Annotated in this window: 16 protein-coding genes; 4 read left to right on the plus strand and 12 right to left on the minus strand. The window is 68.4% G+C overall.

The features are described 5' to 3' along the window. Positions 1 to 10: 10 nt before the first annotated feature. The gene (locus KPB06_RS16210) at positions 11 to 1,144 is read right to left on the minus strand and encodes an AAA family ATPase (RefSeq protein WP_059585373.1); all 1,134 of its coding nucleotides are present in this window, start codon (positions 1,142 to 1,144) and stop codon (positions 11 to 13) included. A 41-nt stretch (positions 1,145 to 1,185) separates the two neighbouring features. Then, positions 1,186 to 2,055: an RNA ligase family protein gene (locus KPB06_RS16215; protein WP_060009568.1), complete on the minus strand. Its 870-nt coding sequence runs from the start codon at positions 2,053 to 2,055 to the stop codon at positions 1,186 to 1,188. Positions 2,056 to 2,786: 731 nt separating this feature from the next. Between KPB06_RS16215 and KPB06_RS16220 the strand changes: the two genes are divergently transcribed. From KPB06_RS16220 to KPB06_RS16230, 3 genes are all read left to right on the plus strand, one after another. Then, complete coding sequence (locus KPB06_RS16220; protein ID WP_059585346.1) at positions 2,787 to 3,935, plus strand: RNA ligase RtcB family protein; 1,149 nt, start codon at positions 2,787 to 2,789, stop codon at positions 3,933 to 3,935. Continuing rightward, positions 3,935 to 4,543 (plus strand): peptide chain release factor H, encoded by a 609-nt coding sequence (prfH, locus tag KPB06_RS16225; protein ID WP_316252111.1) that lies wholly within the window; start codon positions 3,935 to 3,937, stop codon positions 4,541 to 4,543. The genes KPB06_RS16220 and prfH overlap by 1 nt, the downstream gene beginning before the upstream one ends. 381 nt (positions 4,544 to 4,924) lie before the next feature. Continuing rightward, the gene (locus tag KPB06_RS16230) at positions 4,925 to 6,388 is read left to right on the plus strand and encodes an MFS transporter (RefSeq protein ID WP_104012128.1); all 1,464 of its coding nucleotides are present in this window, start codon (positions 4,925 to 4,927) and stop codon (positions 6,386 to 6,388) included. 67 nt (positions 6,389 to 6,455) lie between these two features. Here KPB06_RS16230 and KPB06_RS16235 read toward each other — a convergent pair whose 3' ends face one another. The 5 genes from KPB06_RS16235 to KPB06_RS16255 all read right to left on the minus strand — a co-directional run bounded on the left by KPB06_RS16235 (position 6,456) and on the right by KPB06_RS16255 (position 11,097). Continuing rightward, the gene (locus tag KPB06_RS16235) at positions 6,456 to 7,349 is read right to left on the minus strand and encodes a LysR family transcriptional regulator (RefSeq protein ID WP_059585343.1); all 894 of its coding nucleotides are present in this window, start codon (positions 7,347 to 7,349) and stop codon (positions 6,456 to 6,458) included. A 104-nt stretch (positions 7,350 to 7,453) separates the two neighbouring features. Continuing rightward, positions 7,454 to 8,281 (minus strand): alpha/beta hydrolase, encoded by an 828-nt coding sequence (locus KPB06_RS16240; protein WP_059585342.1) that lies wholly within the window; start codon positions 8,279 to 8,281, stop codon positions 7,454 to 7,456. A 224-nt stretch (positions 8,282 to 8,505) separates the two neighbouring features. Next, positions 8,506 to 8,889, minus strand: a complete 384-nt coding sequence (locus KPB06_RS16245) for a VOC family protein (RefSeq protein WP_104012129.1) — start codon at positions 8,887 to 8,889, stop codon at positions 8,506 to 8,508. 33 nt (positions 8,890 to 8,922) lie between these two features. Beyond that, positions 8,923 to 9,885, minus strand: a complete 963-nt coding sequence (locus KPB06_RS16250) for a hydroxymethylglutaryl-CoA lyase (RefSeq protein WP_059585340.1) — start codon at positions 9,883 to 9,885, stop codon at positions 8,923 to 8,925. A 21-nt stretch (positions 9,886 to 9,906) separates the two neighbouring features. After that, positions 9,907 to 11,097: a CaiB/BaiF CoA transferase family protein gene (locus KPB06_RS16255; RefSeq protein ID WP_275906167.1), complete on the minus strand. Its 1,191-nt coding sequence runs from the start codon at positions 11,095 to 11,097 to the stop codon at positions 9,907 to 9,909. 258 nt (positions 11,098 to 11,355) lie between these two features. Between KPB06_RS16255 and KPB06_RS16260 the strand changes: the two genes are divergently transcribed. Next, a complete protein-coding gene (locus KPB06_RS16260; protein ID WP_104012130.1) occupies positions 11,356 to 12,321 on the plus strand; it encodes a D-2-hydroxyacid dehydrogenase in 966 nt (321 codons plus the stop codon). A 208-nt stretch (positions 12,322 to 12,529) separates the two neighbouring features. On the opposite strand, the gene KPB06_RS16265 is transcribed toward KPB06_RS16260, so the two are convergent. The 5 genes from KPB06_RS16265 to KPB06_RS16285 form a co-directional block, all read right to left on the minus strand. Further along, positions 12,530 to 12,742: a hypothetical protein gene (locus KPB06_RS16265; protein ID WP_059585338.1), complete on the minus strand. Its 213-nt coding sequence runs from the start codon at positions 12,740 to 12,742 to the stop codon at positions 12,530 to 12,532. Between the two features lie 196 nt (positions 12,743 to 12,938). Next, entirely contained in the window at positions 12,939 to 13,376 is a 438-nt protein-coding gene (locus KPB06_RS16270) for a hypothetical protein (RefSeq protein ID WP_059585337.1), read from the minus strand. Positions 13,377 to 13,506: 130 nt separating this feature from the next. Further along, positions 13,507 to 14,430, minus strand: coding sequence for an ABC transporter permease (locus tag KPB06_RS16275; protein WP_059585336.1), 924 nt, complete (start codon positions 14,428 to 14,430; stop codon positions 13,507 to 13,509). After that, a complete protein-coding gene (locus KPB06_RS16280; protein ID WP_059585335.1) occupies positions 14,430 to 15,302 on the minus strand; it encodes an ABC transporter permease in 873 nt (290 codons plus the stop codon). The genes KPB06_RS16275 and KPB06_RS16280 overlap by 1 nt, the downstream gene beginning before the upstream one ends. Positions 15,303 to 15,351: 49 nt before the next feature. Continuing rightward, positions 15,352 to 16,431 carry an ABC transporter ATP-binding protein gene (locus KPB06_RS16285; protein ID WP_059585334.1) on the minus strand — a complete coding sequence of 360 codons (1,080 nt, stop codon included), beginning with the start codon at positions 16,429 to 16,431 and terminating at the stop codon, positions 15,352 to 15,354. Positions 16,432 to 16,465: the final 34 nt, after the last annotated feature.

Here is a 16,465-nt window from a genome sequence, read left to right on the forward strand (position 1 = left end):
GGTCGCCGCGTCAGACTTCGTAGCGCACCGCATGCGCTTCGGTCGGCAGCGGCAGATCCCAGCGCAGCAGCATCGCCTCGAGCGCACGGTTCGTCAACGACGTGTCGCGCCGTGCATTGCGGCGCAACAGCTCCGCGCGGGGCCGTTCGAGGTACACGAGCGTCACGTCGGCGCCGTACGCATACAGCAGGTCGAGCGTCTTCTTGCGCATCAGCGGCGACAGGTTCGTCGCATTCCACACGAACGGCCGCTGGTCGCGCAACAACACCTTCGCGGCATCGATCGCATGGTGCGCGACCGCGCCTTCGTTGCGGCCGTGACGCAGCCCCAACGCATCGCGCGCATCGTCGAACGACACGACCGGCAGATCCGGATGATGGCGCGCCACCCACGTGTTCTTGCCCGATGCAGGCAAGCCCGCCATCACGACGACCGACGAGCCCGGCGTGCGGAACAGCGGATAGTCGGGATGCACGTCCGCGCCGCGGAAGTAGCTGAGTGCGGTATGCGCGTCGGCGAATGCACGCGGCTGGCCGTAACAGCCGTCCTCCCGCGCCAGTTCGCGCCACAGCTCGATGTTGTCGAGCACGCGCTGCGTGTCGTGGCAGATGCGGCCGCGGATGTCGGCTTCGGCGAGCAGGCACAACAGCGGCAGGCTGACCTGCCACGACAGTTCGCGCGCGATGAACTCCGGCGTGCCGCGGCGCGCACCGCTCATCGCGAAGAACGGCACCTGATGCACGGCGATCATCCGGCAGATGGCCTCGCGCACCGCGAACGGCACGCCGGCATCCCATAATGCGATGCGCGCATCGATCGCCCCCTTGCGCGAGTGGCCGGGATGGCCGATCGCACCGGTGACGGGGTCGAGCACTGTCGTGCTCGACTTGGCGATGTCGTGCAGCAGCGCGGCCAGGAACACGATTTCCTGATCGGCGCGCGACGCTGCCTGATAACCGGGCAGTTCCAGCAGCGCATCGATCACCATCATCGTATGCGTCCATACGTCGCCTTCGCCGTGATGCGCCGGCTCTTGCGGCGTTGTTTTCGCATGTTCGAGCGCGGGGAACGCCGCGAGGCACGCGCGATAGTCCGGCTGTCGTCCGGGCGCAGGCACGAGCGCCTGCAAGTTTTCGTACTTCATGATCTGGACTCCTGTCGACGCGGCGCGCAGCCGCTTCGTATTCATGGGTTCGAATGCGCAGCCGGACACGACGCCCACGTCACCGTCGGGCGCGGCGCATACAGGTCGACACCCGGCGCGAGCAGGTTCGGGATGAACGGCTGCTCCGAGTGATGGCGCGCGGAATCGAGAATCGCCTGCACGAAATCGGGGCGCACCCACTTCAGGCGCGCGGTCGTCGTGTCGTCGGTCTCGACCTTCACGTAGAGCCCTTCGGAGCGCTCCGACTTGTCGCACTGCTGCCAGGCACGCGCGAGATCGAACCCTTGCCGCCGCACGGTGTGCTCGAATGCGCGGCGCCAGTCCGGCGTCTTCGCAAGCGACGGACCGAGCAGCGCCTTGAGGTCCGCAAGCCGCGCCGGCGCCACGCCTTCGTACAGCACGGGCACCGACAGCACGGGCCCGTCGGCGAGCAGTGCGCGCCGCGCGGGCGTCGACAGGAAGCGGCCCGTCGCGCGGTCGAACACGTCGAATTCGAAGAAATGATGCGGCAGCGCGTCGTAGAACACCGCGTGCTTCTTGCTCATCGTCTCGCCGTACATCACGTAGCGATCGCCGAGGCGCTCGAGCAGCCAGCCGGCATGGGCCGCTGCCCAGGTCTTCACGAAACCGAACTGCCGCTCGCGGCCGCCGCCGGCCAGATAGTGGCCGCGCGACTGCAGCAGCAGTTCGCCAGCCGGGCTGAAGCTGATGCCCGTGTTCGCGCCGTCGAGCTTTTCCTCGACGACGAGGTGCGCGCCGGCGAGCGTGCGATAGGGAACATGGTCGTGACCTTCGTCGCCGTCCTGCAGGCGTGAGCCTTCAAGGTGCGGCGTGCGCGGGTAGCGGGCGAGGTCGAACGATTGCGCGTAGGCGCGAAAATCCAGCGTCATGGTCTTTCTCCGGAAACAGGGAAAAAGCCGACGACGTGAACGAACGGATTGGAGTGCGTTGCGGTGTCAGTGCGAGTCCGGGCGCGGCCCTGCGATCACTGTTCCGACGCGATGGCGCAAACGGAAACGGGCAGGACGACACGCGGCCGGGACGGCAGTCGTCGGCGTATCAGGCGAAGGGACGAATGATTGCGGGCACTTGGATCACCGGTTCGATGAGGGTTCAGGGATGAAGCAGGCGGATGCTACGAAACGGTTTTTGCGGTGTCAAGCGCGACCGGGTGCGTCCATTGCGGCCTGCCGAACGCGTCGAACGCCTGCTGCGACGCGCCGCACCGGTGATCGATACATGAACGATCCGGAATCCTATGTGTGTGTTTTTCGCCACATCGCGCGCCGAATCGATCGCCGGCATCGCGTCGTCCGCTTGCTGCGCCGGTTGCGTGCATGCTAGAGTCGCCGCCATTCCGATCAACCCCTCACTCGCAAGGAGAAGAACATCATGACGTCACGCCAACGCTCCTCCCGTCGCGGGTCGTAGTTCGGGTTTTTCGCGTCCGCTCGTTTCATCGCTCACGCCACGCAGCACATCGCATCGCCGTCATCGCGATGCGCCGGATCGTTCCGGTCCGGTCGTGCCGCCCTCCTCCCGACTTCCGATGTCGGACAGCGCATGTGCGCTGTCCGCGCCATGGCCCGCCGTTCTTCCTTTTCATCGAACGGAAACCTCCATGGGCAATTCCATGCAATACCTGGCCGAGCGCATCACGCTGTGCGCTTGCGCCACCACCTGGATCGAAGGTGAGGCCATCCGGCAGCTCGAACAGGCTGCCACCCTCCCCGGCATGCGGCGCGTCGCCGGCATGCCCGATCTTCATCCCGGACGCGGCTACCCGGTCGGCGCCGCGTTCTTTTCGACCGGCCGGCTCTATCCGGCGCTGATCGGCGGCGATATCGGCTGCGGGATGGCGCTCTGGCAAACCGCGCTCGATGCGCGGCGCGTCGGTGCGTCGAAGCTCGCGAGCCGGCTCGGCTCGATCGACGCGACGCCCGATGCCGGCTGGCAGCCGCTGATCGCGGCTGCGGGCTTCGCGGATCATGCGTTTGCCGCGTCGCTCGGTACGATCGGCAGCGGCAATCATTTCGCGGAGGCGCAGCGCATCGACACGGTGTACGACGCCGAGGCCGTCGAGGCGCTCGATCTCGATCGCGACCGCCTGCTGTTGCTCGTGCACAGCGGGTCGCGCGGCTTCGGCCAGTCGATCCTCGAGCAGCACATGCGCGAGCATGGCTACGACGGCCTCGGCGAGTCGGACGCCGCATGCGCCGCGTACCTTGCGCGTCACGATGCGGCGTTACGTTATGCCGTGGCGAATCGCGACCTGATCGCGCGGCGCATGCTGGCGCGCTGGCGCAGCGATGGCCGCTGCGTGCTCGACGTGAACCACAACCTGGTGAGCCGCGCGACCGTCGACGGCGAATCGGGCTGGCTGCATCGCAAAGGTGCGACGCCGGCCGACGCGGGGCCCGTCGTCATTCCCGGCTCGCGCGGCGACTACAGCTATCTGGTCGCGCCGGGGCGGCCCGACGATGCGGCGAGCCTCGCGTCGCTCGCGCACGGCGCGGGCCGCAAGTGGGCGCGCGGCGATTGCAAGGGCCGCCTCGAGCGGCGCTTCACGCCGTCGCAGCTCACGCGCACCGCGCTCGGCAGCCACGTCGTCTGCGAGGATCGCGACCTGCTGTACGAGGAAGCGCCGCAGGCGTACAAGCCGATCGACAGCGTCGTCGACGCGCTCGAGGCGGCCGGCCTGCTGCGTCGGCTCGCTCGGCTCGCGCCGGTGCTGACCTACAAGACCTCCGGGGCGGGCGACCGATGCTGATGCAGATTTCTTCGGCACAGGGGCCACTCGAATGTCAGCTCGCCGCGGCGCATGCATTGCGGCGTCTGCAGGCGGAAGCCGATGCGCGGTGCGTGATCGTCACGGTGCTCGATGTGCAGCCGGGCGACCTGCCCGGCACGCTGCGTTCGGCACTGGTCGATCTCGACGGCGATGCCGCGCAGGCGCTCGCGCAGCGGTGGACGGGCACGCTGCAATGGATTTGCGCGAGTCTGTACCGGTCACGCCATCCACGCAAGAACTGGTTCATCGGCGTCACGCGCTGTGCGGACGCGCAGCCGCTGCCGGACAGCGACGTGCGGTTCGAAGCGATGCGTGCGCGCGGGCCCGGTGGCCAGCACGTGAACAAGACGAGCTCGGCCATCCGCGCGACCCATGTCGCGACCGGCCTGTCGGTACGCGTGGAAAGCGAGCGCAGCCAGCATGCGAACAAGCGTCTGGCGTTGCAATTGCTGCACGTGCGTTTGCAGCAGGAAGCCGATCGTCATGCGTCGGACGCGCGCCGGCAGCGGCGGATGCAACACTTTGCGCTGGCGCGCGGGAACCCCGTGCGCGTGTTTCATGGGACGGCGTTCGTGCCGGCCGATTGAGCACGACCGTGTGGTCGTCGGCGGCGGTTGCGCCGGCGGCCACGCCACCGGCGTCATGGTTTTCCCGGCCTCGCCGGATGGCGCGGGTGCGCATCGTTTTCGATACGCACTCGCCCGCCACGCAGGCTGCAACGGCCTGCCGCGCGAATCGTGTCCACCGCGCGCTCCCTACCCTTTCTGCTCGGGAAAGGATGCTTGAAACATCCTCAATTATCACGTGCCGCCGATTTGCCCACCATGTGTCGGACGATCGGCGCAGCCCGCATGGCCGCCTCTTGCACCTGCCCGGCGATGCCTGGCGTCGCATCGTGCGGCCGACGCGTGACGCCGGCTAAGAACGGCCAGCCCCGCGCCCCCGCATATCGATAATCAGGAGACACGATGAACAGCCAATCCCTCGACCTCGACGGCCACGCGGGCGCACGCGCATCCGCCCGCACGTCGGCTGCCTCCGCAGGCACCGGCGTCGACGCAACGACCCTCCCCGCCCGCCGCGTCACGCTCGGCGATTTCATGGACGATCTGCCGGTCGGTGCGTTGCACCGCTTCGTCGTCTGGGTGATCGGCATCGGGCTGTTCTTCGACATGTACGAGATCTTTCTCGTCAGTACGATCGGCTCCGCGTTGCAGCACGAATACGGGCTGAGCCGGCAAAGCGCCGATTTCAAGCTGCTGCTGGCGTCCGCGTTCATCGGCATGTTCGTCGGCGCGATGTGCCTCGGCAGCCTGGCCGACCGCATCGGCCGGCGCAAGGCGTTCCTGCTCACGCTCGGGTGGTACAGCGCGTTCTCGCTGGTCGGTGCGTTTTCGGTGAGTGCCGACATGCTCGTGGCCTGCCGGTTCCTGACCGGCATCGGCGTCGGCGCGATCTATCCGGTCGCCGACAGCTTCCTGTCCGAAATCCTGCCGAAGGACAAGCGCGGGCGGCTCGCCGCGTGGGCCTACACGACTTCGTATGTCGCGGTGCCGCTCGTCGGCTTTCTCGCGCTGTGGCTGAACCCGCTGCATGTGGCGGGCGTCGCGGGCTGGCGCATCATCCTCGCGGTCGGCAGCCTCGGCGCCGTGTACGTGCTGCTCGTCCAGCACCGGCTGCCGGAAAGCCCGCGCTGGCTGCTCGCGCAAGGCCGCACGGCCGATGCGCACGCGGCGCTGCGGCGTTTCGCGCAAAGCGCCGGCGTGCCCGTGCCCGAGCATTTCGCGGAACCGGTCCAGCCGCAGCGGCCGCTCGGGCTCGGCGAGCGCATCGCGCTGCTGCGTCGCCGTCCGTACGGCGCGCGCTACGTGATGCTGGCGATCTTTCACCTGTTCCAGGGCTTCGGCTATTACGGGTTCGGCACGCTGGCCGGCACCGTCGTGAAAAGCCGCGGCTTCGACGTGACGGACAGCACGTTGTTCATCGCGCTGTCGTTCATCGGCTATCCGATCGGCTCGCTGCTGTCGATTCCGCTGCTCAACTGGATCGAGCGCCGCACGCTCGTGATCGTGTCGATCCTGTCGATCGCGGTGTTCGGGCTGTGCTTCGCGTATTCCGGCAATACCGTGCTGATCGTCGGCTTCGGGTTCCTGACGACGTGTGCGTCCAACGTGTTCAGCAACGCGTATCACGTGTACCAGGCCGAGATTTTCCCGGCCGGCGCGCGTTCGACGGCGATCGGCAGCACCTATGCGCTGTCGCGCATCGTCAGCGGCGCGCTGCCGTTCGTGTTGCTGCCGGTGCTCGTCGACTACGGCGCGGGCGCGATGTTCGGCGTGATTTCGGTCGCACTCGGCATCGTCGCCGTCACGCTGCGCGTGCTCGGCCCGCTCACCACGCGGCGCAGCCAGGACGAGATCAATCCGGTTTGACGCGGCGATCGGCACGGGGCGCACGCACGCGTGCCCCGTGCGTCGCCGTTTCATCGCCTCATCGCATTCAGCGCGCCGACATGAAATCGAACAGCTTCGCGACGTCGGTCGTCAGCACCGCGCCGGCCTTCACGCCGACCCATAGCGTGCGCGTCGCCCACGCGTCGTCGAGCTTCACGACACCGAGCCGCGCCGCGCGCTCGCCGGTCACCGCATCGCGCGGCAGCACGCCGATGCCGAGCCCCGCCTCGATCATCCGGCTCACGCCGTCGAAATTCGATACCTGGATCCGCAGCTTCAGCGAGCGCTCGGCCGCGAACGCGGCGTCGGTCATGCGCGCGAGCAGCGAGCTGCCGTCGCTCAGGCCCACGTAGTCCTCGTCGAGCGTATCCGCGAAGCGGATGCTGTCGCGCACGGCGAACCGGTGCGCGCGCGGCACGAGCAGCACGAGCTCGTCGCGCCGGTACAGCCGCCGGTCGATGCCGGGCGCCGGCACGTTGTCGGCGAATACACCGAGATCGGCCTTGCCCGACGCGATCGCGTCGACGATCTCGTGGCTCAGCCGCTCCTCGAGACTCACCTTGATGCCGGGGTTGCCGGTGAGGAACGCGGCGAGATCGGCGGGCAGGAACTGGACGATCGCCGACGTGTTGGTCCATACGTGGATATGGCCGCGCACGCCTGCGACGTAGTCGCTCATCTCGTGCGCCATCCGGTTCACCTGCTCGATCACCTTCGCCGCATGATCGAGCAGCGCGCGGCCCGCGGGCGTCAGCTCGACGCCGCGCGCGTGCCGGACGAACAACGCGCTGCCGGTCACGCTTTCGAGTTCGGCGATGCGCTTGCTGACCGCGGACAGCGTGAGCTGGCCGTGTTCGGCTGCCTTCGTCAGGCTGCCGTGCTCGGCGACGAGCGCGAACACGCGCAGCGACTGCAGATCGAAATGAAGCGGGTTCACCATGTCGGGGGTCCTGGGAAGGCCGTGCGGGGGACGTCGTCATCGCGCCGGCCTGACGCCGATCATACGCCGGGCCGTGCGCATGCGATACGCACGATACGGCGCGGCTAGCGCGGCGCGATGGCGTGCAATGCGGCGAGCATCGCGCCGTCCGGCGTCGCGAGATCGTCGAGCACCGCGAAGTGCTGCATGCCGGGCAGCCACGCGCGGGCGATCCGCTCGCCGGCGGCTTCGCACGCCGTCGCGTATTCGTCCGCCTGCCGAACGAGTTCGGGCAGTTCGGCGTCGCCGACCGCCACGACGGTCGCCGCGCCCGGTCCGACATGGCGCAACGGGCTGTACGCGTCGACCTCCCGCGCGGTGAGCTGCAGCTTGTCGTTCAGGCAGCACAGCGCGATCGGTTCGAGATCGACGAGCGGACTGATCGCGAGTGCCGACACGACGGCCGGATGCGCGCGATGCATGGCCGTCAGATGGCCGCCCGCCGAATGGCCGCTCAGATGGATCGGCCGCCCCGCGATGCCGAGGCCGTCGCGGTCGGCCGCGAGATGGTCGAGCAGCGCGCCGATCTCGCCGACGATATCGGTCATCGTCGCGACCGGCGCGAGCGTGTATTCGGCGAGCACGACGTCGTAGCCGCACGCGAGCGGCCCGCTCGCCGCATACGCGAAATCCTCTTTCGTGCAGTGTTGCCAGTAGCCGCCGTGGATGAACACGAACAGCGGCGCGTCGGGCTGCCCGCACGGCAGCCAGTCGAAGCGCTGCGCGGGTTGCGCGCCGTAACGCAGGTCGCGGCGGCCGGGCGTCGCCGCGTACAGCGCCGCGCTGCGTGCCTGGCATGACGCGAGCAGCGCGGGGAAATCGGGAACAGCCCTCGTGTTCAGGTACGCGGCGTCGAGCGCCGCACGGTCCATGCCGCGATAGAGGATCGTCATTCGGGAAGCGTCTGGATCGGGTTGCGGATGCGCGCGGCACGTTTGTCCGTGCGCGCGGCGAAGGCGGCGGTCGGGCCGACGCCGTTGCGCCATTATCCGCGGCGCGGCCGCGCACGGCTATCCGGAATCGGCGGGCGCGGCGCGTGCCTGTCCGCTTTCGGCGAAGGACTGCGACGCCGTGCGCGCGGCGGCCGGCGCTCGCGCGGGCGACCGAGCCCGGCAAGTCAGATCGGTTCGGAAATCTCGATCAGGTTCAGGTCGGGATCGCGCACGTAGATCGAGCGGATCTTCTGCGTCGCGCCGGTGCGTTCGACGGGCCCTTCGACGATCCGCCAGTCGACGCGCCGCAGGTGCGCGATTACGTCGTCGAGCGGGACCGACGCGATGAAGCACAGGTCGAGCGCGCCCGGCACCGGCACGTGCGCTTTCGGCTCGAATTCCGCGCCGCGCACGTGCAGGTTGATCTTCTGGTTGCCGAAACGGAACGCGAGCCGGCCCGCGCCGAAGGTTTCGAGCTGCATCTGCAGCACCTCGGTGTAGAAATGCTTCGTCCGTTCCGGATCGACGCAGGTCAGCACGAGATGATCGAGGTGGTCGATCAGCGCCATGGCATTCGCTCCTGTTTATGTTTCTGTTGCTGTTCACGAGAACGCGCGTTGCGCGGGCTTGCCGCCGGCATCGGCGCGCGGCGGCGGATGAAGGTCCGAGCGGCGCCCGGCCTTCAGGATCTGGCTCGGCACGTCATGCCCGATCAGCGCGGGCAGCCGTGCGGCCGCGGCGAGCACGGCCGCGAGGTCGATGCCCGTATCGTAGCCGTCGAGTTCGAGCATGTGCACGAGTTCCTCGGTGCAGACGTTGCCGGTCGCGCCCGGCGCATACGGGCAGCCGCCGAGCCCGCCGAGCGACGCGTCGAAACGGTCGATGCCGGCGTCGAGCGCGGCGAGCGTATTCGCGAGCGCCATCCCGCGCGTGTTGTGGAAGTGCAGCGTGAGCTGCAACGCAGGGAAGCGCTCGCGCGCACGTCCGGACAAGTCGCGCACCTGCGACGGAAACGCCATGCCGGTCGTATCGCACAGCGTGAAGCCGTGCACGCCGAGATCCGCGAAGCGCTGCATCCATGCGAGCACGGTTTCGGCCGGCACGTCGCCTTCCATCGGGCAGCCCATCGCGGTCGACAGCGACACGTTGATCGCGACACCCGTGCCGCGCACCGCGTCGATCACGTCGCGCAACTGCGCGAACGACTGCTCGCGCGTCATCCGCAGGTTCGCGCGGTTGTGACTCTCGCTCATCGACATCACGAGGTTCACCTCGTCGACGCCGCACGACAGCGCGCGCTCGGCGCCGCGCACGTTCGGCACGAGCGCCGTATAGACGACGCCCGGCGCGCGCGCGATGCCGTGCATCACGGCTTCCGCGTCGCGCAGCGCGGGAATCGCCTTCGGCGACGTGAACGACGTGACCTCGATCTTCGCGTAGCCGCAGGCGCTCAGCGCGTCGACGAGCGCGATCTTGTCGTCGGTGTCGACGAACGCCGCTTCGTTCTGGAAACCGTCGCGGGTCGCGACTTCGTGGATGTGGAGTCGTTGCGGATGCGCGTTCATGTATTCGTCCCGGTGGCTGTTTCAGATCACGCCGCGCGTGCGCCAGTCGTCGCGCGTCGCCGCATCGATGCCGAGCGATTCGAGCACCGCGTCGGTATCCGCGCCCAGCGCGGGGGCCGGCCGCTCGATGCGCCCGGGCGTGGCATCGAGTTTCGGCACGATGCCCGGCACGAGCACGGGCGTGCCGTCGGGCAGCGCGGCGTCGACGATCATGTCGCGCGCACGGTAGTGCGGATCGGCCGCGATGTCGGCCACGTCGTAGATGCGTCCGGACGGAATGCGCGCGTCGTTCAGCGCGGCGAGCACGTCGTCGAGGTCGTGGCGCGCGCTCCATTCGCCGATCGCCGCATCGATGTGCGCGACCTGCGCGACGCGCCCGTCGTTGTGCGCGAGCGCCGGATCGTTGCCGAGATCGGGCCGGCCGATCAGTTCCATCAGGCGCCGGAAGATGCTGTCGCCGTTGCCGGCGATCAGCGCGTACCGGCCGTCGCGGCAGCGGTACGCGTTGGTCGGCGCGATCCCCGGCAGGCTGCTGCCGGCCGGCCCGCGCACCGCGCCGAACGCCGCATATTCGGGCAACAGGCTTTCCATCATGTTGAATACCGATTCGTACAGCGCGACGTCGACGACCTGCCCCTTGCCGCCCTGCTGCTCGCGATGCCGCAACGCGAGCAGCACGCCGATCACGCCGTGCAGCGCCGACAGCGAATCGCCGAGCGAGATGCCCACGCGCACCGGCGTGCGGCCCGGTTCGCCCGTGAGGTGGCGCAGCCCGCCCATCGCCTCGGCGATCACGCCGAAGCCGGGGCGGTCGCGATACGGGCCGGTCTGCCCGAAGCCCGACACGCGCAGCATCACGAGCCCCGGGTTGAGCGCGGACAGCGTGTCCCAGCCGAGCCCCCAGCCTTCGAGCGTGCCGGGCCGGAAGTTTTCGATCAGCACGTCGGTCTCCGCGACGAGGCGGCGCACGACGTCCTGCCCTTCGGGCGTGCGCAGATCGAGCGTGAGCGAGGTCTTGTTGCGCGACTGCACGGCCCACCAGACCGACGTGCCGTCGTGCAGCAGCCGCCACTTGCGCAGCGGGTCGCCGACGCCGGGCGGCTCGACCTTGATGACGTCCGCGCCGAATTCGGCGAGCATCCGGCCCGCGAGCGGCCCGGCGATCAGTTGGCCGAGTTCCAGCACGCGGATGCCGTCCAGGGGGCGTGTCATGACTGTCTCCGATGAAATCGCGTTGTCGATGACGGCGATCATGACGGCGTTCGCGCCCGGCGAAAATCGCTCGATGGTCAACCTGCCTTTCCGAAACGGAAAGGCGGGCGACGGCGCGATCGCGGTATCGGCCAAGCGGGACGCGCCAGCCTTTCCGTCCGGGAAAGCGCGCTCGCGCAACGGTCAAACGACGGCGCGCGCGCCGCCGGCAGAATCGGGGCCGTTCCGCGCCATCGGGCGCTTGCCAGCGAGACCGCCATGTTTTCCGTTTCTTCTCCCGCGAAGATCGTGTTTCTCGACCGCGCGACGCTGTCGCCCCAGACCGTGCTGAAACGATTTCCGTTTCCGCACGCCTTGCAGACATTCGACCGGACGGCCGCGCACGAGGTCGCGGCGCGCATCCGCGACGCGCACATCGTCGTGACGAACAAGGTGCGGCTCGACGCGACGGCCCTCGCCGATGCGCGGCAGATACGGATGATCGCGATCGCGGCGACCGGCACCGACATCGTCGATCTCGATGCGTGCGCGGCACGCGGGATCGTCGTGAGCAATATTCGCGGCTATGCGGTGCGCACGGTACCCGAGCACACGTTCGCGCTGATCTTCGCGCTGCGCCGCAGCCTCGTCGCTTATCGCGACGCGGTGCGCGCGGGGCGCTGGCTCGACAGCGGACAGTTCTGCTTTTTCGATCACCCGATTCGCGACCTGGCCGGTGCGACGCTCGTGATCGTGGGCGACGGCGTGCTCGGGCGCGCGGTGGCCGCCATCGCGCGGGCGCTCGACATGCGCGTGCTGTTCGCGGCACACGGCGACACCGCGCGCGACGGCCATGCACCGTTCGACACGCTGCTGCGCGACAGCGACGTGATCACGCTGCACTGCCCGCTCACGCCCGCGACGCGGCACCTGATCGACGCCCGCGCATTCGCGCGGATGGCGCGCCGGCCGCTGCTGATCAATACCGCACGTGGCGGGCTCGTGGACGAAAGCGCGCTCGTCGAGGCGTTGCAGTCGGGGCAGATCGCGGGCGCGGGGTTCGACGTCGTCACGCAGGAGCCGCTGCCGGCCGCGCATCCGTTTCACGCGATCCTGTCGCATCCGGCGTTCATCCTGACGCCGCATGTCGCGTGGGCGAGCGACGAGGCGATGCAGACGCTGGCCGATCAGCTCGTGGACAACGTCGCCGCGTTCGTCGGCGGCGAGCCGCGGCATGTCGTGTGACACGCACGAACGGAACGGCCCCGCTCGATTGCTCGAAGCGGGGCCGACTGAATGCGGGGCTGCTTGCGCCAGCGACCCGGCACATGAAGGGTTCGTGCCTCGGCCCTGTCTGGCGGCGGGTTTCCGACTATCTGATGGGCGCTACTTCAACGCGTTCAGACCGGCAAGGATGCCGATATCAGGCCAGTCCGAAAAGCGGAAAGCCGGCTCAGTAGGCGGACATCTCGACGCAAGGGTCGACCTTCGACGGCGAACAGATGACCGAGTACTTGGCGCTCTCGCGCATCAGCGCCTCGCCTTCGTGCAGCGCGATCTTGATCTCGGGGTGACGCTCGTACGCGAGGAAGGCCGAGCACACGACCGCGGACATCACGACGAGGGAAAACACAAATTTTTCAAGGGCTTGGAAACGTTCAGGCATGATCTTGACCTTTCTCTCAGCCCGGAATTATACCTTGAGATAAGGGTTTTCCCTATAACCCTGCCCGCATACCGAGGATGCGTTCAAATCAAGATAGGCGCGATGGTCGCGCCCTTTCATCAAAAACATGTCGCCGCGGCCCGCGCGGATGGGGCCGCATACACGAGGAAGGAGAAGAAGGTTCGCCGCCGGCGCGTCACTGCGGCGTCGAAGCGCCGCTCGCCGCATTGCCCGGCCACGCCTTGCCGATATGGTCGATCAGCGACTTCGCGGTGCCCGTCACGAGCGCCGCGTCGACGCCCGACGTCTGCCATGAGCCGTCGGCCGCCTTCACGAAGGTCAGGTTCGCGCGCGACGGCGAGTAATCGGCGTTGCGCCACGTGACCACGACGTCGCACGAGTACGTGCGATCGCCGAGCTTCTTGCAGTCGCCGTCGGGTTTCGCCGATACGACGTCGGCCGATACGGGCAGCGGCTGGCCGAACAGCGCGTTCAGCCCGCCGTGGTTTTCCGCTTCGAGCGCGCGGCGCACGGCGGCGTCGACGTCGCTCGATCCGGGACCGTCGTGAAGCAGGTTGCAGGCCGCCAGCAGCGTCGACGCGCCGGCGAGGGTCAGCAGCAGTTGAAACTTCATGGATATCCGTCGATCGGGGGAACGCCGCGTAGTCTGCAACGTCCGCGTGTCGTGCGCGGTATCCATTTGTAACCAATTGCACGACGGCTGGGCGGCACGGCGGCCGCGCGCGATCGTGCGACGCCCCCGCCTACTGCCGTTGCTGCTTCACGCGGCTCACGAGTTGCGTCGGGCTGACGAACTGCAGCGCGATCACGACCCACACGAGCGTGATCGCCATGTAGATCATCGCCATCGCGTCGATCGACTGCGGCGCGCGCACGCCGGTCGAGAACACCGCGTAATACAGCGCGACGACAAGCGTCTGCGTGCTCGGGCCCGCGGTGAAGAACGTCAGCTCGAACATCCCGATCGTGCGCACGAGCACGAGCAACCCGGCCGCGAGCATGCCGGGCACCAGCAGCGGCAGCAGCACGTAGCGGAAATAGCGCCACGTGTTCGCGCCGAAGATGCGCGCGGCGGCTTCGAGGTTCGGATCGATCTGCTCGATGAACGGTGTCATCACGAGGATCACGAACGGCAGCGCCGGCACGAGATTCGCGAGGATCACGCCCGGCAGCGTGCCCGCGAGCCCGATCTTGTACATCACGGTCGCCATCGGGATCCCGTAGGTGACGGGCGGCACCATCAGCGGCAGCAGGAACACCAGCAGCGCGAAGCGCTTGCCGCGAAACTGCACGCGCGCGAGCGCATACGCGGCCGGCACGCCGAGCGCGATCGACAGCAGCACGACCGCGCCGACGACCTCGACGGTCACCCACAGCACGCTCGCGAGCTGGAAATCCTCCCATGCCTTCGCATACCAATGCAGCGTGAAGCCCTGCGGCAGCGGCGTGCCGAACCAGCGCGTCGCGACCGAGTTCACCGCGACGGTCGCGATCAGCAGCATCACGTTCAGCAGGAAGAACGCCATCAGCCCCCAGACGAGCGCCTTCCATGCGCGGCCGGCGAGATTGCTTTTCATCCGATGCGGTTTCCTTGCATCGACGGGCCGCGCATCGGGGGCGTCGTGCTTCGGCGGCCACGTGCGAGCGGCATGATTGTCGGTCGCCATCAGCCCTTGCCTCCCGTTACCGCACCCGTGTAGAAGAAGCGGCGCGCGCCGAGCATCGACGCGACCACCAGCAACTGCGCGAAGCCCATCACGATCGCGATCGCCGATGCGAGCGAATAGTCGTAGCTTTCGAACGCGGCTTCGGCCGCCGCGATCGAGATCACGCGCGTCGGCCCGGCCGGCGCGCCGAGCAACACGGCCGACGGGAACACCGAGAACGCCTGCACGAACGACAGGCACGCGGCCATCGTGAGCCCCGGCACGAGCAGCGGCAGGTAGATCTGCCGGAACTGCTGCCACGGGTTCGCGCCGAGCGTCGCGGCCGCGCGCGCGAGCGTCGGGTCGATGCCGCTGATGTACGACAGCATCAGCAGGAACGCGAACGGAAAGCCCGACACGATCAGCGACAGCAGCACGCCCCAGTAGTTGTGCGTGAGGCGCACTTCGTCGGTGTACAGGTGCAGCCCCTGCAGCGCCTGCGGAAACCAGCCGTTCGGCCCGAAGTACGTGAGCATCCCGTCGGCGACGAGCACCGTGCCGAGCGTGACGGGAATCACGAGCAGCGTCGTGACGAACTTCTGGTACGGCGAATGGCGGCGCAGCGCGAACGCGACCGGCACCGCGATGCCGACGTTGAGCAGTGTGGCCGGCACCGCGAGCTTGAGCGTGACGAGCACGGTCGGCCACATCGCCGTGTCGGTGAAGAACTGCACGTAGTTCGCGAGCGCGCCGCCGCCGTTCATCGGCTGGAACGACAGCACGAGGCCGTACGCGAACGGATAGATGAACAGCGCGGCGATGAACGCGAGCGCCGGCGTGACGAGCCAGGCTTTCGCGTCGCGCGCCGCGCCGCCGGTCGCGAGCGTGCTCATGCGGCCTCCGGGCGGGACGCCGCCGAGCGCGCCGCGTGGCGCAGCCCGTTCATTGCCCGTCTCCCGCATAGACGAGCGTGCGCGCCGGCGCCACGCGCAGCCTCAAGCGCTCGCCTTCCGTGAACTCGCAGGCCACGCGCGCCCAGATCGCGCCGAACGGCGTGATCGCGCGGATCAGCGAGTCGCGCCCGCCGTACTCGACCGTCTCGACGGTCGCGTCGAATGCATTGTCGGCGCCTTGTTCCGCGCGCTCGATGTCGTCGGGGCGCAGCGCGACGACGACCTCCTTCGCGTCGAAGCCGGCCATCGGCACGCCCGCGAGGCGCACGCCGCCCGACGCGACGTTCACGTAATCGCCGGCCATGCCTTCGAGCGTGAACGGCAGCACGTTGCGATAGCCCATGAAACGCGCGACATGCAGATTGTGCGGGCGCGTGTAGACGTCCTTCGGCGACGCGACCTGCTGCACGACGCCCTCCTTCATCACGACGATACGGTCGGCCATCGACAGCGCCTCGTCCTGGTCGTGCGTCACGTAGATCGTCGCGCGTTCGAGCTGCGTGTGGATGCGGCGGATCTCCGCGCGCATCTCGATGCGCAGCTTCGTGTCCAGGTTCGACAGCGGCTCGTCCATCAGCACGAGCGGCGGCTCGATCACGATCGCACGCGCGATCGCGACGCGCTGCTGCTGCCCGCCCGACAACTGCCCGGGCAGCTTGCCTTCGTGACCGACGAGCTGCACGAGCTCGAGCGCCTGCTGCGCGCGCCGCCGCGTTTCCTGCTTCGGCACGCCGCGCATCTTGAGGCCGAAGCCGACGTTGTCGAGCACCGACATGTGCGGGAACAGCGCGTAGTTCTGGAACACCATGCCGAAGCCGCGACGCTCGGGCGGCAGCACGTCGATGCGCGTGTCGTCGAGCCAGATGCCGCCGCGCGTGAGCGGCTGCAGCCCCGCGATGCAGTTCAGCGCGGTCGATTTGCCGCAGCCCGACGGGCCGAGCAGCGCGATGAACTCGCCGCGCCGGATCTCGAGGTCGAGCCCGTCCAGCGCGGCGACCTGCGCGCCTTGCGCATTGGTGAAACTGCGGCACACGCCGTCGAGCCGCAACCGTTCGAAACTGTGATTCATTCCACGAACTCCATCGACGCGGACGCCGCGGCGC

Origin of the sequence: Burkholderia semiarida, from assembly GCF_029268935.1 — a bacterium.
In the GTDB taxonomy this organism is placed as follows: Bacteria; Pseudomonadota; Gammaproteobacteria; order Burkholderiales; family Burkholderiaceae; genus Burkholderia; species Burkholderia semiarida.

Excerpts from the sequence above, each read along its gene's own strand:
- KPB06_RS16280 (WP_059585335.1), bottom strand. The coding sequence starts at position 15,302 with ATGAGCACGCTCGCGACCGGCGGCGCGGCGCGCGACGCGAAAGCCTGG.
- KPB06_RS16250 (WP_059585340.1), bottom strand. The coding sequence starts at position 9,885 with ATGAACGCGCATCCGCAACGACTCCACATCCACGAAGTCGCGACCCGC.
- KPB06_RS16230 (WP_104012128.1), top strand. The coding sequence starts at position 4,925 with ATGAACAGCCAATCCCTCGACCTCGACGGCCACGCGGGCGCACGCGCA.
- KPB06_RS16275 (WP_059585336.1), bottom strand. The coding sequence starts at position 14,430 with ATGGCGACCGACAATCATGCCGCTCGCACGTGGCCGCCGAAGCACGAC.
- KPB06_RS16265 (WP_059585338.1), bottom strand. The coding sequence starts at position 12,742 with ATGCCTGAACGTTTCCAAGCCCTTGAAAAATTTGTGTTTTCCCTCGTC.
- KPB06_RS16215 (WP_060009568.1), bottom strand. The coding sequence starts at position 2,055 with ATGACGCTGGATTTTCGCGCCTACGCGCAATCGTTCGACCTCGCCCGC.
- KPB06_RS16235 (WP_059585343.1), bottom strand. The coding sequence starts at position 7,349 with ATGGTGAACCCGCTTCATTTCGATCTGCAGTCGCTGCGCGTGTTCGCG.
- KPB06_RS16260 (WP_104012130.1), top strand. The coding sequence starts at position 11,356 with ATGTTTTCCGTTTCTTCTCCCGCGAAGATCGTGTTTCTCGACCGCGCG.
- prfH (WP_316252111.1), top strand. The coding sequence starts at position 3,935 with ATGCAGATTTCTTCGGCACAGGGGCCACTCGAATGTCAGCTCGCCGCG.
- KPB06_RS16245 (WP_104012129.1), bottom strand. The coding sequence starts at position 8,889 with ATGGCGCTGATCGACCACCTCGATCATCTCGTGCTGACCTGCGTCGAT.
- KPB06_RS16220 (WP_059585346.1), top strand. The coding sequence starts at position 2,787 with ATGGGCAATTCCATGCAATACCTGGCCGAGCGCATCACGCTGTGCGCT.
- KPB06_RS16210 (WP_059585373.1), bottom strand. The coding sequence starts at position 1,144 with ATGAAGTACGAAAACTTGCAGGCGCTCGTGCCTGCGCCCGGACGACAG.
- KPB06_RS16270 (WP_059585337.1), bottom strand. The coding sequence starts at position 13,376 with ATGAAGTTTCAACTGCTGCTGACCCTCGCCGGCGCGTCGACGCTGCTG.
- KPB06_RS16255 (WP_275906167.1), bottom strand. The coding sequence starts at position 11,097 with ATGACACGCCCCCTGGACGGCATCCGCGTGCTGGAACTCGGCCAACTG.
- KPB06_RS16285 (WP_059585334.1), bottom strand. The coding sequence starts at position 16,431 with ATGAATCACAGTTTCGAACGGTTGCGGCTCGACGGCGTGTGCCGCAGT.
- KPB06_RS16240 (WP_059585342.1), bottom strand. The coding sequence starts at position 8,281 with ATGACGATCCTCTATCGCGGCATGGACCGTGCGGCGCTCGACGCCGCG.